This window comes from Sphingomonas sp. SORGH_AS_0438 (assembly GCF_031453475.1).
Lineage (GTDB): Bacteria > Pseudomonadota > Alphaproteobacteria > Sphingomonadales > Sphingomonadaceae > Sphingomonas.
The window spans coordinates 1,324,379-1,341,016 of sequence record NZ_JAVIZS010000001.1; the positions used below are offsets into that span (position 1 = coordinate 1,324,379).

The 16,638-nt window shown below is 66.8% G+C and carries 14 protein-coding genes; 12 read left to right on the forward strand and 2 right to left on the reverse strand.

The annotated features are described in order from the left end of the window. The first annotated feature begins 6 nt into the window (after positions 1–6). The 9 genes from metG (at position 7) to QE452_RS06295 (ending at position 10,271) form a co-directional block, all read left to right on the forward strand. On the forward strand, positions 7–1,560 hold the full coding sequence (metG, locus tag QE452_RS06255; protein ID WP_309659074.1) for a methionine--tRNA ligase: 1,554 nt from the start codon (positions 7–9) through the stop codon (positions 1,558–1,560). Further along, positions 1,560–2,336 carry a TatD family hydrolase gene (locus QE452_RS06260; protein WP_309659073.1) on the forward strand — a complete coding sequence of 259 codons (777 nt, stop codon included), beginning with the start codon at positions 1,560–1,562 and terminating at the stop codon, positions 2,334–2,336. The genes metG and QE452_RS06260 overlap by 1 nt, the downstream gene beginning before the upstream one ends. Further along, entirely contained in the window at positions 2,333–3,097 is a 765-nt protein-coding gene (locus QE452_RS06265; RefSeq protein WP_309659072.1) for an MBL fold metallo-hydrolase, read from the forward strand. The genes QE452_RS06260 and QE452_RS06265 overlap by 4 nt, the downstream gene beginning before the upstream one ends. 17 nt (positions 3,098–3,114) lie before the next feature. Then, complete coding sequence (locus QE452_RS06270; protein WP_309659099.1) at positions 3,115–3,690, forward strand: retropepsin-like aspartic protease; 576 nt, start codon at positions 3,115–3,117, stop codon at positions 3,688–3,690. A gap of 56 nt (positions 3,691–3,746) precedes the next feature. After that, complete coding sequence (mazG, locus tag QE452_RS06275) at positions 3,747–4,490, forward strand: nucleoside triphosphate pyrophosphohydrolase (RefSeq protein WP_309659071.1); 744 nt, start codon at positions 3,747–3,749, stop codon at positions 4,488–4,490. Then, positions 4,487–5,338, forward strand: a complete 852-nt coding sequence (locus QE452_RS06280) for a hypothetical protein (protein ID WP_309659070.1) — start codon at positions 4,487–4,489, stop codon at positions 5,336–5,338. The genes mazG and QE452_RS06280 overlap by 4 nt, the downstream gene beginning before the upstream one ends. Positions 5,339–5,394: 56 nt before the next feature. Next, the gene (locus QE452_RS06285) at positions 5,395–7,224 is read left to right on the forward strand and encodes a sodium:proton antiporter (RefSeq protein ID WP_309659069.1); all 1,830 of its coding nucleotides are present in this window, start codon (positions 5,395–5,397) and stop codon (positions 7,222–7,224) included. Continuing rightward, complete coding sequence (locus QE452_RS06290) at positions 7,221–7,868, forward strand: OmpA family protein (RefSeq protein WP_309659068.1); 648 nt, start codon at positions 7,221–7,223, stop codon at positions 7,866–7,868. The genes QE452_RS06285 and QE452_RS06290 overlap by 4 nt, the downstream gene beginning before the upstream one ends. A 123-nt stretch (positions 7,869–7,991) precedes the next feature. Further along, positions 7,992–10,271, forward strand: coding sequence for a UvrD-helicase domain-containing protein (locus tag QE452_RS06295; protein ID WP_309659067.1), 2,280 nt, complete (start codon positions 7,992–7,994; stop codon positions 10,269–10,271). 51 nt (positions 10,272–10,322) lie between these two features. On the opposite strand, the gene QE452_RS06300 is transcribed toward QE452_RS06295, so the two are convergent. After that, complete coding sequence (locus tag QE452_RS06300) at positions 10,323–10,709, reverse strand: glycine zipper 2TM domain-containing protein (protein WP_125995008.1); 387 nt, start codon at positions 10,707–10,709, stop codon at positions 10,323–10,325. A gap of 143 nt (positions 10,710–10,852) precedes the next feature. Here QE452_RS06300 and QE452_RS06305 point away from each other — a divergent pair, with 143 nt between their 5' ends. Then, positions 10,853–11,383, forward strand: a complete 531-nt coding sequence (locus QE452_RS06305) for a glycine zipper 2TM domain-containing protein (protein ID WP_309659066.1) — start codon at positions 10,853–10,855, stop codon at positions 11,381–11,383. 36 nt (positions 11,384–11,419) lie between these two features. On the opposite strand, the gene QE452_RS06310 is transcribed toward QE452_RS06305, so the two are convergent. After that, on the reverse strand, positions 11,420–13,156 hold the full coding sequence (locus QE452_RS06310) for a class I adenylate-forming enzyme family protein (protein WP_309659065.1): 1,737 nt from the start codon (positions 13,154–13,156) through the stop codon (positions 11,420–11,422). A 202-nt stretch (positions 13,157–13,358) separates the two neighbouring features. Between QE452_RS06310 and QE452_RS06315 the strand changes: the two genes are divergently transcribed. Continuing rightward, positions 13,359–15,389, forward strand: coding sequence for a 3-hydroxyacyl-CoA dehydrogenase NAD-binding domain-containing protein (locus QE452_RS06315; protein WP_309659064.1), 2,031 nt, complete (start codon positions 13,359–13,361; stop codon positions 15,387–15,389). Positions 15,390–15,424: 35 nt separating this feature from the next. Then, entirely contained in the window at positions 15,425–16,615 is a 1,191-nt protein-coding gene (locus QE452_RS06320; protein ID WP_309659063.1) for an acyl-CoA dehydrogenase family protein, read from the forward strand. The last annotated feature ends 23 nt before the right edge of the window (positions 16,616–16,638 follow it).

Sequence of the window (16,638 nt, forward strand, 5' to 3'; positions counted from 1 at the left end):
GCGCGCATGGCCGAACCCTATTACATCACCACCGCCATCCATTATCCCAATGGGCGTCCGCATATCGGACATGCCTATGAAATGGTCGCGGCCGACGTCATCGCGCGTTTCCAGCGTCAGGCGGGGCGCGACGTGCTGTTCCAGACCGGCACCGACGAACATGGGCTGAAGATGGCGCAGGCAGCCCGCGCGCGCGGGCTGGAGACGCGCGCCTTCGCCGACGAGATGTCGTCGCATTTCAGCGTGATGGCGGATCGCTTCCAGATTTCCTACGACCGGTTCATCCGGACCGTCGACACCGACCATTATGCCGCCAGCCAAGCGATCTGGCAGGCGATGGTCGAGGCGGGCGACCTGTATCTCGACCGGTATGAGGGCTGGTACTCGGTTCGCGACGAGGCCTTTTACGACGAGAAGGAGCTGGTCGAAGGGGAGGGGGGCGCCAAGCTCTCGCCCCAGGGTACGCCGGTCGAATGGACGGCGGAGGAGACCTGGTTCTTCCGCCTGTCCAAGTACCAGCAGCCTCTGCTCGATCTCTACGCCGCCAATCCCGACTTCATCCGGCCCGAGAGCCGGCGCAACGAGGTGATGCGCTTCGTGGAGGGCGGACTGTCCGACCTGTCGGTGTCGCGCACCAGCTTCGACTGGGGCGTGCCGGTGCCGGGCAGCCCGGGCCATGTCATGTATGTCTGGGTCGATGCCCTGACCAACTACCTGACCGGCACCGGCTATCCGAACCCGGATGCGGACAAGGCCCGTTTCTGGCCGGCGGACCTGCACCTGATCGGCAAGGACATCGTGCGGTTCCACGCGGTCTACTGGCCCGCCTTTCTGATGTCGGCGAAGATCCCGTTGCCCAAGAGCGTGTTCGGCCACGGCTTCCTGCTCAGCCGGGGCGAGAAGATGTCCAAGTCGCTGGGCAATGTCGTCGACCCGATGGAATTGGCCGATCTGTTCGGCATCGATGCCCTGCGCTATTTCTTCCTGCGCGAGGTCAGCTTCGGGCAGGATGGCAGCTACTCGGCCGAGGCGATCGTGACTCGCGTCAATGCCGAGCTGGCCAATGCGTTCGGCAATCTGGCGCAGCGGACCCTGTCGTTCATCGCCAAGAATCTGGGCGGCGCGCTGCCCGAGGCGGGGCGGAGCGATCCGGCCGACGCGATGCTGATCGAGGAGGTCGTCGTCGCCTGCGCCGGGTTGAAGTTGGGCTTTTCCGACCTGATGCTCAGCCAGGGGATTGAAAGCTGGATTCGCGGCGTCTATGCCTGCAATCAGTATATCGACGTGCAGGCGCCTTGGACGCTACGCAAGACCGATCCCGAACGGATGCATGCGGTGCTCGGCACGCTGGTCCGGGCGATCCGCATGCTCGCCATCGCCATTCTTCCCGTCGTGCCGGACGGCGCGGGCAGGGTGCTCGACCTGCTGGGCGTGGAGCAGCGTGACCATGCGGCGATCGACAATGATCTCTGGTATGCGCGCCAAAGGGAGTCCGGCTTCCGCCTGGACACGCCGATGCCCGCTTTTCCCCGCCTGGAAGCCCCTGTAGAGTCCGCCTGATGCTTGCCGACAGCCACTGCCACCTAAACTATCCAGGACTGGTCGAGCATCAGCAGGCGGTGCTGGAGCGCGCGCGGGCGAGGGGGGTCACCGCGATGCTCAACATCGCCACGCGGGAGAGCGAGTGGGATGCGGTGCTCGCCACCGCCGAGCGCGAGGCCGATGTCTGGGCGACGGTCGGTATCCACCCCAATGAGGCGGATGCCCACCCGCATATCGATACCGCCAAGCTGGTCGCCCGCGCCGCGCATCCGCGCGTCGTGGGCATCGGCGAGTCCGGCCTGGACTATCACTACGATCATAGCGGCCCCGAGCAGCAACAGGCCAGTTTCCGCGCCCATATCGCCGCCTGCCGCGAGACCGGCCTTCCCCTGATCGTCCATACCCGCGATGCGGAGGCGGACACGATCGCGATCCTGCGCGACGAAATGGCCAAGGGCGCCTATCCCGGCGTCATCCACTGTTTCACGGCGAGTCGCGATTTTGCCGACAAGGCACTGGAACTCGGCCTTTATATCTCCATTTCCGGGATCGTGACGTTCAAGAACGCCAAGGAGATCCAGGATACGGCGCGCATCATCCCCGCCGACCGTCTGCTGATCGAAACCGACGCGCCCTTTCTCGCGCCGGTGCCGCATCGGGGCAAGCCCGGCGAACCCGGCTTCGTCGTGGACACGCTGGCCTTTCTGGCGCAATTGCGCGGCGAGGCCCCGGAGGCGCTGGCGGAGCGCACCGCCACCAATTTCCACACCCTGTTCGGCAAGACGCGCGGATGAGGGCACGCATCCTCGGCGCGGGCACTTCGTCGGGGGTGCCGCGGATCGGCAATGACTGGGGCGCATGCGATCCGGCCGAGCCGCGCAATCGCCGCACGCGTGCCTCGCTGCTCGTCGAACATGGCGATACGCGCATCCTGATCGACAGCGGCCCCGACATGCGCGAGCAATTGCTCGCGGCCGAAGTCGGGACGTTCGACGCGGTGATCTGGACCCATGATCATGCCGATCACTGCCATGGCATCGACGACCTGCGCCAGGTGTTCCACGCGCTGGGCCGGCCGGTGCGCGGATTCGCCCGCCCGGCGACGCTCGACGCCCTCCGGACGCGCTTCGCCTATGCCTTTAATGGGCGTCCGGGCTATCCTCCGACGATCGCGGCCGATATCCTGCCGGACCGGATCACCATCGGCGACATCACCGTCACCGTCACGGATCAGCCGCACGGCAATATAACCAGCGCCGGGCTGCGCTTCGAGGCAGGGGGGTATAGCATCGGCTACGCCACGGATTTTAACGTGATGACCGATGCGATGCGGGCGCTGTATCAGGATCTGGACGTGTGGATCGTCGATGCGCTTCGCCACAGGCCGCATCCGTCGCACCCGACCGTCGAGCAGGTGCTCGGCTGGATCGAAGCGTTCAAGCCGGGCCGGACCGCACTGATCCATATGGACCAGAGCCTCGACTATCGGACATTGGCGGCGGCGCTGCCAGCCGGTGTCGAGCCGGGCTATGACGGGCTGACATTGGGGCAATGAGCGATCGCGGCGTGGACATGCTATTCTATGCGCTGCTGCTGATCCTGCCGCTCGCGGGCCTGATCGCCCGTCGGCCGCCCTTGGGGCAGACGTTGAAGATGGCATTGGCCTGGGTCGGCATCTTCGCGGTCGGTCTGCTGGCGGTCAGCCAACGTGACCGATTGCCCAATCTGTTCTCCGACCAGCGGGTCAGCGGCGGCGAGACGCGGATACGGCAGGACGCCGACGGGCATTTCTACGCCGACGCCGAGATCGATGGCGTGAAGCGCCGGATGCTGATCGACAGCGGCGCCACGACCACGGCCTTGTCGGTCGGGACCGCCAAGGCGCTGAGGCTGGACCTGAACGGAAGCCCGTTCGCGGCGCTGATCCAGACGGCCAATGGTCGCGTCGCTGCCGATACGGCGCGGGTGAAGGAACTCAGCGTCGGTTCGATCCGGATGCACGACCTGGGCGTCGTGGTGTCGCCGGCGTTCGGCGATACGGACGTGCTGGGCATGAACTTCCTGTCGCGGCTGGTGTCCTGGCATGTCGATGGTCAGACGCTGGTGATGACGGCCACTAACAGCGGCGGCAAAACCTCAACCAAATAGGCCGAGATTTTACATAATGTTTATTATCGAGCAAGCTTCAGCATGAGGATCGCGCTGTGATCGAACGTCTGGTCACTATTATGGCACGGCTGCGCGATCCGGTGTCGGGTTGCGAATGGGATCGCGCGCAGACCTCCGCCTCGATCGCGCCTTATGCGATCGAGGAAGCGCATGAGGTCGTCGACGCCATCGCGCGCGACGATACCGCCGACTTGCGCGACGAACTGGGTGACCTGTTGCTGCAGGTCGTCTTCCACGCCCGGATCAATGAAGAGGCCGGCCGCTTCGCCTTGCCGGACGTGGTCGCTTCGATCGCGGACAAGATGGAGCGGCGTCATCCGCATATCTTTGGTGACGCCGCCGCGTCCCCCGGTTGGGAGGCGATCAAGGCCGGCGAGAGAAGCGCCAAGGACGACGACAGCGCGCTGGCCGGCGTGGCGCTGGCCCTGCCGGCGCTGATGCGGGCCGAGAAGTTGCAGAAGCGCGCCGCCAGGGTCGGTTTCGACTGGCCCGATACCGATGGCCCGCGCGCCAAGATCGACGAGGAGATCGCCGAGGTCGAGATCGCCGCACCCGAGGACCGCGCCGAGGAAATCGGCGACCTGCTGTTCGCGGTGGTCAATTGGGCGCGGCACCTCCGGATCGATCCGGAGGTCGCGTTGCGCGCCGCCAATGCCAAGTTCGAACGTCGGTTCCGCAGCATGGAGGCGATGGCTGGCCCGCTCGACGGCCGGTCGCTCGAAGCGATGGAGGAACTCTGGGACGCCGCCAAGGCGCAAGAGTCGAAGCCGGTGGCGTGAGCCGGTTCGAACGGTTCGCGGCGATCGACTGGTCCGGGGCGCGGGGAACGCGACATCGTGGGATCGCGCTCGGTCTGTGCGAGGCGGGGAATGGGGCCCCTTCCCTCGTTCATACGCCCGATGACCGGCCCTGGTCGCGCACCGCCATCGCCGATTGGATCGTCGCGCATCGGGACGCGCCGATGCTGATAGGAATGGATTTCAGCTTCTCCGCCCCCTTTATCGAGCGGGGGGCGCATCTGCCCGGAGAGAGCCGCACCGCCGACGCCCGTGCGCTTTGGGCGCTGGTCGAGGCGGAAAGCCAAGACCCGGACCTGGGCGCGGCCGACTTCATCCAGCAACGGCGCGGCCGACATTTCTACCTGGGTGCGGCCGATGGGGTGAAACGCGACTTCCTGCACTGGCGACAATGCGAGATGACGCCGCTGGGCGAGCGCAAACCCTCGACCGTCTATGACGCGATCGGCGCGGCCCAAGTCAGCAAGGCGAGCTTCGCCGGTATGCGCTTGCTCCATCGCCTGTCGGGCAAGGTAGCGATCTGGCCGTTCGATCCCCTGCCCGAGACTGGCCTAGTGCTGGTCGAAATCTATACCGCCATCGCCGCACGCGCGGCCGGGATGCGCAAGGGGCGCAGCAAGATCCGCGACGCGGCCGGGCTCGACATGGCATTGGCACAGCTGGGCAGTGCGGCGCATTACCCCCTGCCCGCCTATGACGATCACGCCACCGACGCGATCCTGACCGCCGCCTGGCTCCGTCGTCACGCGGATGATCGCGCGCTCTGGACCCCGGCACGATTGACGCCGCAGATCGCGGCGACCGAGGGGTGGACGTTCGGCGTGCCCTAAGACCGTTGGGCCGTGTCGGGTTACGATCCCGGTCATTTCTCGCTATGTCCCCGGGCATGGAACAACAGGCCTTGGTTATCGCGCTGATCGGTGCGCTCGGCATCGGTGCGCAATGGATCGCCTGGCGGACCGGCTGGCCGGCGATCGCGCTGATGCTGGTCGCGGGGGTGGTCGCGGGCCCCGTCACCGGGTTGATCGATCCCCATCATATCTTCGGCGACCTGCTCGAACCGCTAGTGTCGCTGGCCGTCGCCCTGATCCTGTTCGAGGGCGGGCTGAGCCTCAATGTCCGCGAGCTACGACGCACCGACGGCGCGGTCGCGCGACTGTTGCTGCTCGGCGTGCCGCTCGGCTGGCTGTTCGGAGCGCTCGCCTGCTATTATATCGGCGGCCTGGTCTGGCCGGTCGCGATCCTGTTCTCGGGCATCTTGGTGGTGACCGGCCCCACGGTCGTGCTGCCGCTGCTTCGCCAGAGCAACATCGCCACCCGCCCCCGGGCGATCCTAAAATGGGAAGCGATCGTCAACGATCCGATCGGCGCGCTTTGCGGGGTCATCACCTATGAATATCTGCGTCGCGCCGGCGAGGGCGTCACCCTGCCCTCGCTGCTCGGCTCGCTGGTCGCGGCCAGCGTCGTCGCGGGGCTGATTGGCTGGGGAAGCGCACGGGCGATCGGCTGGGCCTTTCCGCGCGGGCATGTGCCCGAATATCTGAAAGCGCCCGTACTGCTGGTGGCCGTGCTCGGCGCGTTCGTACTGTCCAATCTTGTGCAGCAGGAAACCGGGCTGCTGGCCGTCACGGTGATGGGCGTGGCGCTGGCCAATATGCGGCTGGATTCGCTCCGCGACATTCACCCCTTCAAGGAAAACGTCACTGTCCTGCTGATCTCCGGCGTGTTCGTGCTGCTGTCGGCGACGCTCAACCTGACGGTGCTGGAGCGGTTCGAGTGGCGGTTCCTGGCCTTCCTGGTTGCGCTGCTTTTCCTGGTGCGGCCGGCGACGGTGCTGCTCAGCCTGGCCTTCACCCGCGTGCCCTGGAATGAGCGATTGCTGATCGCCTGGATCGCGCCGCGTGGTATCGTCGCCGTCGCCATTTCCGGCCTGTTCGCGCTGCGGCTTGACCAGCTCGGCTATGCGGATGGCTCGATCCTGGTCACCCTGTCCTTCGCGGTGGTGGTCGCGACGATCGTCGCGCACGGCTTCTCGATCGGCCCGGTCGCGAAGCTGCTCAAGGTCACCGGACCGACCGAGCGGGGCCTGCTGCTGGTCGGCTGCACGCCCTGGAGCCTGGAGCTGGCACGGATGCTGCGCCAACTGGATGTGCTGGTCACGATCGCCGACACCAGCTGGCAGCGGCTGGCCCCGGCCCGTCACGCCGGCATCCCCACCTATCATGGCGAGATCCTGGCCGAAGCGACTGAGGACCGGCTCGACCTGTCGCAGTTCGAGGTGCTGGTCGCCACCAGCGACAACGAAGCCTATAATGCCCTGGTATGCAGCGAATTCGCGCATGAGATCGGCCGTGACAAGGTCTATCAGCTGGGTGGCGACGGCAGTGGCGGCGAAGAGGACGACCGAGCCCTGCCTGCATCGCTGCGCGGCCGTGCGCTGTTCAGCAGCGGCCACGGCGTCGAGGCGGTGATGGAACGCCAGCAACAGGGTTGGACCTTCCGCAAGACGCGGATCACCGAGAAGTTCGACTTCGATACGGCGCGCGCGGGCATGGCGGACGAGGCGGATATGCTGCTGCTGTGGCGCAAGGGCGCGCCGCTCCGCTTCTTCTCGCATGCCAGCCGGCCGACGCCGCAGAGCGGCGATACGATCATCAGCTATGGACCGCCGGCACCGATGACCGCGCGGCGCATGACGGAGGGAGTGGCATCATGATACGTACGCTGGGAGCGATCGGCCCGATCGCACTGATCCTGGCCGCCTGCACGCCGGCGGCCGATACGACCGGCAACGGCGCGGCGGTGCAACCGGCGGACAACGCGGCTGCCGAAAATGCGCCCGGCAACGATGTCGCCGGCACCACGACTGGCAACGAAGCGGCACCGGTCCGGTCGATCCTGCGTCCGGAGATCGTCGCACCCGAACCCGAGCCGCCGGCGCTCGAACCGCTGGACCGGGTCATTCCCTTCCCGCAACCCGGCCATCAGCTCGATGACGAGGGGCGCAAGCTGCTGGATAGCCTGCTGACCGACCCGATCATGAAAGCAGGCGGCGCGATCACGCTCAGCGGCCATTCGGACAGCAAGGGCGAGGATCGCGCCAATCTGCGCGTCTCGCGTCAGCGGGCCGAGGCGGTCCGCGACTATCTGGTCGAGAAGGGCGTCGCCCCGACACGGATCACCGTCGTCGCGCTCGGCGAGACGCGTCCCCTGGTGCCGAACGCCCATCCGGATGGCTCGGACGATCCTGCCGCCCGTGCGCGTAACCGGCGCGTCGAAATTGCGATCGCCCTGCCCGAGGCGCCCGCGCCCGATTCGTCTGGTGCCTCTGGAAGCAACGCCCAGGCGGCTGCACAATAGGAGGAGTAACGGGTCGGCGGGGAATCGGCGGACACGCGGTTCCACCCCTCCCCGATCGTTGAAGCAGTGTTCGCCGTCGACCGACGCTTGCCCCCCGCATCGCCGTTCCCTACCTGTTCAAAGGTGACTGATATCCAGCTTGCCGATCCGCCCTATCTGCGCGGCCTCAATCCGCCTCAGCGAGAGGCGGTCCTGACCACCGACGGCCCGGTGCTGATGCTCGCGGGCGCGGGCACCGGCAAGACGGCGGCCCTGACTGCGCGGCTCGCGCACCTGCTCTATACGCGCAAGGCCTGGCCGAGCGAGATCCTGGCCGTGACCTTCACAAACCGCGCCGCACGTGAGATGCGCGAGCGCGTCGGTCGACTGGTCGGCGAGGCGGTGGAGGGGATGCCGTGGCTCGGCACCTTCCACGCGATCGGGGCAAAGATGCTGCGTCGCCATGCCGAACTGGTCGGGCTGCAATCGAACTTCACCATCCTCGACACCGACGACCAGTTGCGCCTGCTCAAGCAGTTGATCGTCGCGGCGGATATCGACGAGAAGCGCTTCCCCGCGCGTAGTCTGGCCGGCCTGATCGACGAGTGGAAGAACAAGGGGCTGGTGCCCGCCGATATCGATGCCGGCGAGTCGGAGCGCTTCGCCAACGGCCGAGGCGGCGAACTCTATCAGCAGTACCAGGACCGGTTGAAGGCGGTGAACGCCTGCGATTTCGGCGACCTGCTGCTCCACATGCTGGTCATCCTGAAGACGCACCGCGACGTGCTGGAGAGCTATCAGGAACGCTTCCGCTACATCATGGTGGACGAGTATCAGGACACCAACAGCGTCCAATATCTGTGGCTGCGGCTGTTGGCCCAGGCGCGCAAGAACATCGCCTGCGTCGGCGACGACGACCAGTCGATCTACTCCTGGCGCGGTGCGCAGGTGGAGAATATCCTGCGCTTCGAAAAGGACTTTCCCGGCGCGGTGGTGATCCGGCTGGAGCAGAATTACCGATCCACGCCGCACATCCTGGGGGCGGCCGGGGGCGTCATCGCGCATAATAGCGGCCGGCTCGGCAAGCAGCTCTGGACCGAGCTCGACGCGGGCGAGAAGGTGCGCGTGCTCGGCGTCTGGGACGGGCCGGAGGAAGCGCGACGGGTCGGCGACGAGATCGAGAACTGCCGGCGCGCGGGCAAGAGCCTGGACGAGGTCGCCATCCTCGTCCGCGCCTCGCACCAGACGCGCGAGTTCGAGGACCGGTTCATCGCGATCGGTCTGCCCTACCGCATCGTCGGCGGCTTCCGCTTCTACGAGCGTGCGGAAATCCGCGATGCGCTGGCCTATCTGCGGGTCGTCAACCAGCCGGCCGACGATCTGGCGTTCGAGCGGATCGTCAACGTCCCGAAGCGCGGCCTGGGCGACAAGGCGCTGGCGAAGATCCACCAGCTGGCGCGCGGCGAAGGCGTGCCGCTGACCACGGCCGCGGCCCGCATCCTCGACACCGATGAGCTGACCGCGCAGGCGCGTCGCAGCCTAGGCAATCTGATCGGCGACATCCACCGCTGGCGCGACATGGCACGCGACCTGCCCCATGCCGAGCTGGCGCGGCAGCTGCTGGACGAAAGCGGCTATACCGCCATGTACCAAGCGGAGAAATCGGCCGACGCGGCGGGGCGGCTGGAGAATCTGTCGGAACTGGTCCGCGCGATGGAGGAATATGAGTCGCTCGGCGCGTTCCTGGAGCATGTCTCGCTGGTGATGGACAATGACGGCGGGCGGCAGGACCCGCAGGTCACGATCATGACCATCCATGCCGCCAAGGGGCTGGAGTTCGACACCGTCTTCCTCGCCGGCTGGGAGGAAGGCCTGTTCCCCTCGCAACGCGCGATCGATGAGGGCGGGACCAAGAGCCTGGAGGAGGAACGGCGGCTGGCCTATGTCGCGATCACCCGCGCCCGGCGGCTGGCGATCATCCTGCATGCGGCCAACCGGCGTATCTATGGCCAGTGGACGTCGAGCATCCCGAGCCGCTTCGTTGGGGAATTGCCGGCCGAGCATATCGACAGCGAGACAACGATGAGCGGCGGCGAAAGCCTGTGGCGCGCCAACTGGTCCGAACATGCCGATCCCTTCGCCAATATCGGGCGGGGCACCGGACGGGGGCCGGGCTGGCAGCGGGCGGCGGGTCAGATGGGCCAGTCCAGCTTCACCACGACGCCCAAGCGGGTGGTCGAGAGCCGGGCCAGTGCCGTCAGTCTGGGCAATAAGGGCCGAACGGACCTGTCGGTCGGTCAGCGCGTGTTCCACCAGAAGTTCGGCTATGGCGCGATCGCGGAGATCGAGGGCAACAAGCTGGAGATCGACTTCGAACAATCCGGGCGCAAGCGGGTCATGGACAGCTTCGTCACCATCCCCTGACGCCAGAAAACAGGGGGCGGCGATCGGATCCGCCGCCCCCTTGTCATCGTATCAGCGGCACTTGACCTTGCCGCGATCAAGCGAGCGACCGAGCAGCGCGCCGCCACCTGCGCCCGCCAGCGTGCCGAGCGTACCGCCGCCGATCAGATTGGCGAGCAGGCCGCCGCCGACGCCGCCGATCACAAGGCCGGTCGTGCCATCCGAACGCTTGCAATAGGCGCGGCCGTCCTGCCCGCGATAGATGCGGTCCTCGCGGCTCAAGCGGCGCTCCCGCGCGCGGGAGTCGCGACGATAGCTGCGCGAGGCATCCCAGTCGCGGTCCTGGTCGCCCTGCCAGCGGTAATCGCCACGGTCACGTCCCTGGGCGAGCACCGGCGCGGTGGCGACGGGCGCGGTCAAGGCCGCGACCAGGGCGGCGGCGATCAGCTTGGATTTCATGACGTTACTCCTGTAGGTCGGGCGATAACGCGGCAGAGTCGATCCGGTTCAGGACGTACCGGCGCAGGCTTGTTCAGGAACCAGTCGGGCGACGGATCGTATCCGGGCTCCAAGCCCGATACGCGGGTCGGAGGATGTCGATCATGCTTGCCCGTTTCCTGACCGCCGGCCTTGCCGTCGCAACGCTGGCCACTGCAATGCCCGCCGCCGCGCAGAGCAGCGCGGACGAGGCACGATTCCGGGCGGCGCAGGACCGTTTCGACCGGGAATATCAGGTCTTCCGGCAGGAGGTCGATCGCTATCAGGCGGCGCGCGACCGTGGCTATGCGCCGCCGCCCCCCACCTATGACAATGGCTACCGCCGTGCGCCCGATGTCTATACGCGCGACGATGCGCCGGTCTACGATCCCGCCCGCGATTATCGCGATGGCACCCAATATCGCGAACGCGTCGTGTCGCCGGACGAGCGGGTCTATGCCGGCTATGATGGCCGTTACTATTGCAAGCGGTCGGACGGCACCACCGGTCTGATCATCGGCGGTGCGGCCGGGGGAATTCTGGGCAATGTGATCGATGGCGGCCGCAGCCGCATCCTCGGCACGCTGCTGGGCGGCGCGGCGGGTGCATTGGCGGGTCGGTCGATCGACCAGAACAGCCAGGTACGCTGCCGCTGACACCGGGCCGTTCCCGCCCCTCGACGGCGGGAACGGTCAGGCCACCGGCTCGAACAGAGCCCGGAGGTCGCGCTTGACGATCTTGCCATTGGCGTTGCGGGGCAAAGGCTCGGCCAGAAAGCGGATCGCCACCGGCACCTTGAACGCCGCCAGCCGCGTGCGGAGAAAGGCCTGCAACTCCGCCTCGCTGGCCGCCATATCGGGTGCGAGATGGACGACGGCGACCGGTTCCTCGCCGAGCACGCGATGGGGTCGCCCGAGCAAAGCCGCCTCCGCCACGGCCGGATGATCGTAGAGCGCGTTCTCGACCTCGATCGAATAGATATTCTCGCCGCCCCGGATCACCATGTCCTTGGCGCGATCGACGATGTAGAGAAAGCCCTCCTCATCGAGCCGCGCCAGATCGCCGGTGCGGACCCAGCCATCGAGGAAGGTTTCGGCCGTCGCCTCCGGCTTGTTCCAATAGCCGCGCGCGTTCATCGGCCCGCGCGACCAGAGTTCGCCCACCGTCCCGCATGGGCATTCGGCCAAGCCATCGGCATCCATGATCTTCAGATCGGCGACCGCGACCGGTGGTCCCGCGCTGGTCGGGCGGTTCAGATAATCCTCGCCACCATGATGGGTGACGGTCGCGGTCGTCTCGGTCATGCCCCAGCCACAGGCGGGCAATGCGCCGAAGGTCTGCTGGATACGCTCTGCCAGATCGGGCGCGGCCGGCGCGCCGCCATAGGCGATCGCCTCCAGCGAGGACAGGTCGTAGCGTTCGCGGTCGGGATGATCGAGCAACTGGCAGGCGATGGTCGGAACCCCGCCGGTCACCGTCACCCGCTCGCGCTCGATGATCTCCATCGCCCGTACCGTGTCCCAGCGCCGCATGAAGATGGTGGTCGAACCACCCGCCACCGCGCCCATCAGATGCGCCGAACAGGCGGTGACATGGAACATCGGAATGACCGTTAGTGCAACACGTGGCTTGGGGGCGGGTGGCGCCTCACCTCGCCGCACGGCGATCCGGGCGGCGGAATAGGCCGAGGACAGGATATTGGTCAGCAGGCTGCGGTGCGTGCCGACCGCCCCCTTGGGCGAGCCGGTCGTGCCGCTGGTGTAGAAGATGGTCGCGTCGTCATCCGGCGCGATCGTCGAATCGGGCAGCGCCGCATCGGGCAGGTCAATCCAGTCCGCCGGCGTCCCAATCACCGTCTCCAGCCGCTCCGTCTCCGCCACGGGAGTCGTCGCCCGGGCGACCAGTACTGCCTCCAGCGCCGGCAGCGTGGCCCGGTGCGGCGCGATCCGCTCATGGCGTTCGCCATCGGCGATCAACAATCGCGCGCCTGAGTCCGCCAGGCCATATGCCAGCTCGCCGCCGGTCCACCAGGCATTGAGCGGCACACAGATCGCCCCCAGCACCGTGATCGCGAAGAACGCCATCGGCCATTCGGGCAGGTTGCGCATCGCCAGGGCCACCCGGTCGCCCCGAGCGATCCCCATCGCTTGCAGATGAGTGGCCAGCGCCACGACGGCGCGATGATTGGCCTCGTAGCTGATCCGCTCCTCCTCATGAATGGTGAAGGGGCGGTCGCCATAGGCCCGCGCCGCCGTCAGCAGGTGCGAAAGCGTCGGCGGTATGTTCTTCCACACCCGCAGGGTCGTGCCCCGGATCGTTTCGACCGCCATCTCGAACGGCATTCCCGGCGCGGTGAGTCGCGCCTCCACCTCGGCAAGCGACAGGGCCGGCCAATGCATATGGGTCAGGTCGGGAGCAAGGCCAGCCATCGCGGCATCCCTTTCGATTGAAGGTCGGGTTTGTCGAACAAGGCTTGTAGCCAACGCTTACCGCTTGATCAACGGTGTGACGTAAGCCATAGCTGGCCACGTATTCGAAGCAAGGGTATGGCGCTCATCGTGACACGTCCATGACGACCGCATATGGGTTCGCCACCCCCCTGCCCCATCCGATCCGAACAGGAGTCCGCCCATGACATCCCCGATCCGCATCGAGCATCACGACGACATCCTCGTCATCATCTCCGACAATCCGCCGGTGAACGCGCTGGGCGCCGCCGTGCGCCAGGGGTTGGAGGCCGCGATCAAGCAGGGCGTGGCTGATACGGCCGTGAGCGCGATGGTGATCCGCTGCGACGGCCGCACCTTCTTTGCGGGAGCCGACATCACCGAGTTCGGCAAACCGCCGGTCGAGCCGATGCTGCCGGTTCTGGTCGACATGATCGAGGCGTCGAGCAAGCCGGTGGTGGCGGCGATCCACGGCACCGCGCTGGGTGGCGGATGCGAGGTCGCCCTTGGCTGCCATTACCGGGTGGCGACGCCCTCCGCGAAGCTCGGCACGCCTGAGGTGAAGCTGGGGCTGCTGCCGGGGGCCGGCGGCACGCAGCGGCTGCCACGTATCGCGGGCGTCCGCCTCGCCCTGGAGATGACGGCGAAGGGCGATCCCATCTCCGCGAAACAGGCACAGGAAGCGGGGCTGATCGACCGGATCGTCGGCGAAGATACGCTTGTCGCCGATGCCATCGCCTTCGCCAAGGAGGTGGCCGCCCGGCGGCCGATCCCCCGCGCCTCTGAGCGTGAGGTCCAGCCGGACGCCGCCGCCGTCGAGGCGTTCCGGAAGGAGAATGGCCGCCGCTTCCGCGGATTCGATGCGCCGGCCGCCAATATCGCCTGTGTCGAGAAGGCCGCGTCGGGTGCCAGCTTCGCCGATGGCATCGCCTTCGAACGCCAGGAGTTCATGCGATTGATGGGCGGCACGCAATCGGCGGCGCAGCGGCACATCTTCTTCGCCGAGCGTCAGGCCGCCAAGATCGACGACCTGCCTGCCGACGTGCAGCTTCGCCCGATCGCTCGGGTCGGCGTGATCGGCGCGGGGACGATGGGCGGCGGCATCGCCATGAACTTCCTGTCGGCGGGCATCCCAGTCCGTATCGTCGAGATGCAGCAGGAGGCGCTCGATCGTGGCACCGGCGTGATGCGTCGCAACTATGAGGCGAGCGCGGCCAAGGGGCGGATGACGGCCGATCAGGTCGAACGCGCCATGGGGCTGCTGACGCCGACCCTGGCCTTTGACGATCTGGCCGATTGCGACCTGATCATCGAGGCGGTGTACGAGAATATGGACGTGAAGAAGGATATCTTCACCCGGCTCGACCGGCTCGCCAAGCCGGGTGCGATCCTCGCGTCCAACACCTCCTATCTCGACATCGACGAGATCGCCGCCGTGACGCAGCGGCCGGGCGACGTGGTGGGAATGCACTTCTTCTCGCCCGCCAATGTCATGAAGCTGCTGGAGGTGGTGCGCGGCGCGAAGACCGCACCCGACGTGCTGGCGACGGTGATGGCGCTCGCCAAGACGATCCGCAAGGTCGCAGTGGTGGCGGGCGTCACCTATGGCTTTATCGGCAACCGGATGCTGATGCCCCGCCAGGTCGAGGCGACCAAGCTGCTGCTGGAGGGCGCCACGCCCGAGCAGATCGACCGCGTCCATGTCGAGTTCGGGATGCCGATGGGGCCGTTCCAGATGGCCGATCTGGCCGGCGTCGATATCGGCTGGCACCGCGATCCCAGCCGGATCGAGAGCATCCGTGACGCGCTGGCCGCCGAGAATCGCTGGGGCCAGAAGACCAAGGCCGGCTTCTACGATTATGACGACCAGCGTCGCCCGTCGAACAGTCCGCGCGTCGCGGCGATCATCGACGACTTCCGCCGCCAGTCGGGCGTCACGCCCCGGACGATCAGCGACGAGGAGATCGTCGCGCGTACCCTCTACACCATGGTGAACGAGGGCGCGCTGATCCTGGCGGAGGGCAAGGCGCAACGCGCGTCCGACATCGATGTGGTGTGGATCTACGGCTATGGCTGGCCGGTCTATCGCGGCGGCCCGATGTTCTGGGCGCAGAGCGAGGGGCTGGACACGGTCGTGGATGGCCTGGAGCGCCACGGCTTCACCGTCGCGCCGACGCTGAAGCACGCGGCCGAGACCGGCGGACGCTTCCAGTAACCCGACCGCCAGCACCCGATAAGAGGAGAGAGAGGATGGCCGATCAGGCACTAGCGGACTTCCGGCAGGAAACCCGCGCATGGCTGGAGGAGAATTGTCCGGCGGCGATGCGTCGGCCGATCCGGTCGGAATCGGATGTCTGCTGGGGCGGGCGGCGCTACGTCCCCTCCTGCCCCGAGCAGAAGCTGTGGCTCGACCGGATGGCGGAGCGGGGCTGGACGGTGCCCGACTGGCCGACCGACTATGGCGGCGGTGGCCTGTCGCCCGCCGAAACCAAGATCCTGCGCGAGGAGATGAAGGCGATCGGCGCACGGTCGCCGCTCAACAGCTTCGGCATCTCGATGCTCGGCCCGGCGCTCCTCAAATATGGCAGCGAGGCGCAGAAGCTGGAGCATCTCCCTCGCATCGCCCGCGGCGAGATCCGCTGGTGCCAGGGCTATTCGGAACCCAATGCAGGCTCCGACCTCGCCAGCCTAGCAACTTGGGCGGAGGATGGCGGCGATCATTATGTCGTCAGCGGGCAGAAGGTCTGGACCAGCTATGCCGACCAGGCCGACTGGATTTTCTGCCTGGTCCGTACCTCGAAACAGTCAAAGCAGGGCGGGATCAGCTTCGTCTTGTTCGACATGGCGTCGGAGGGGGTTTCGACCCGGCCGATCCTGTTGATTTCCGGCTATAGCCCGTTCTGCGAAACCTTCTTCGACCAGGTGAAGGTGCCCAAGGCCAATCGGGTGCATGACGAGAACAAGGGCTGGGACGTCGCCAAATATCTGCTCGGCCATGAGCGCGAGATGATCTCCGGCATGGGCCTTGGCGAGGGCGGCCGCGACACGCTGGTCGCCGATTCGCTGGCGACGATCGGGACGGATGCGACCGGCCGCCTCGCCGATCCGCTGCTGCGCAGCGACATGGCCCGGTTTCAAATACGCGCTCGCGCCTTCGCCGCCATGTCGGAACGCTTCCTAGACGAACTGAAGGCGGGACGCGCGCACCCCGCCCAGCCATCGATGATGAAATATTACGGCACCGAGCTCAACAAGGACCGCCATGAACTGCACATGGCCGCCGGCGGTTCGGACGCGCTGGAATGGGAGAGCGAGGCGTCGCGCGGCGGCGCATCCGCTCGCGCCTGGTTGCGGACCAAGGCCAACTCGATCGAGGGCGGCACGTCCGAAATCCAGCTCAACATCATCGCCAAGCGCATTCTCGACCTGCCCGGCGCCTGACCCCTTTCTTCAGCGAGTATCGC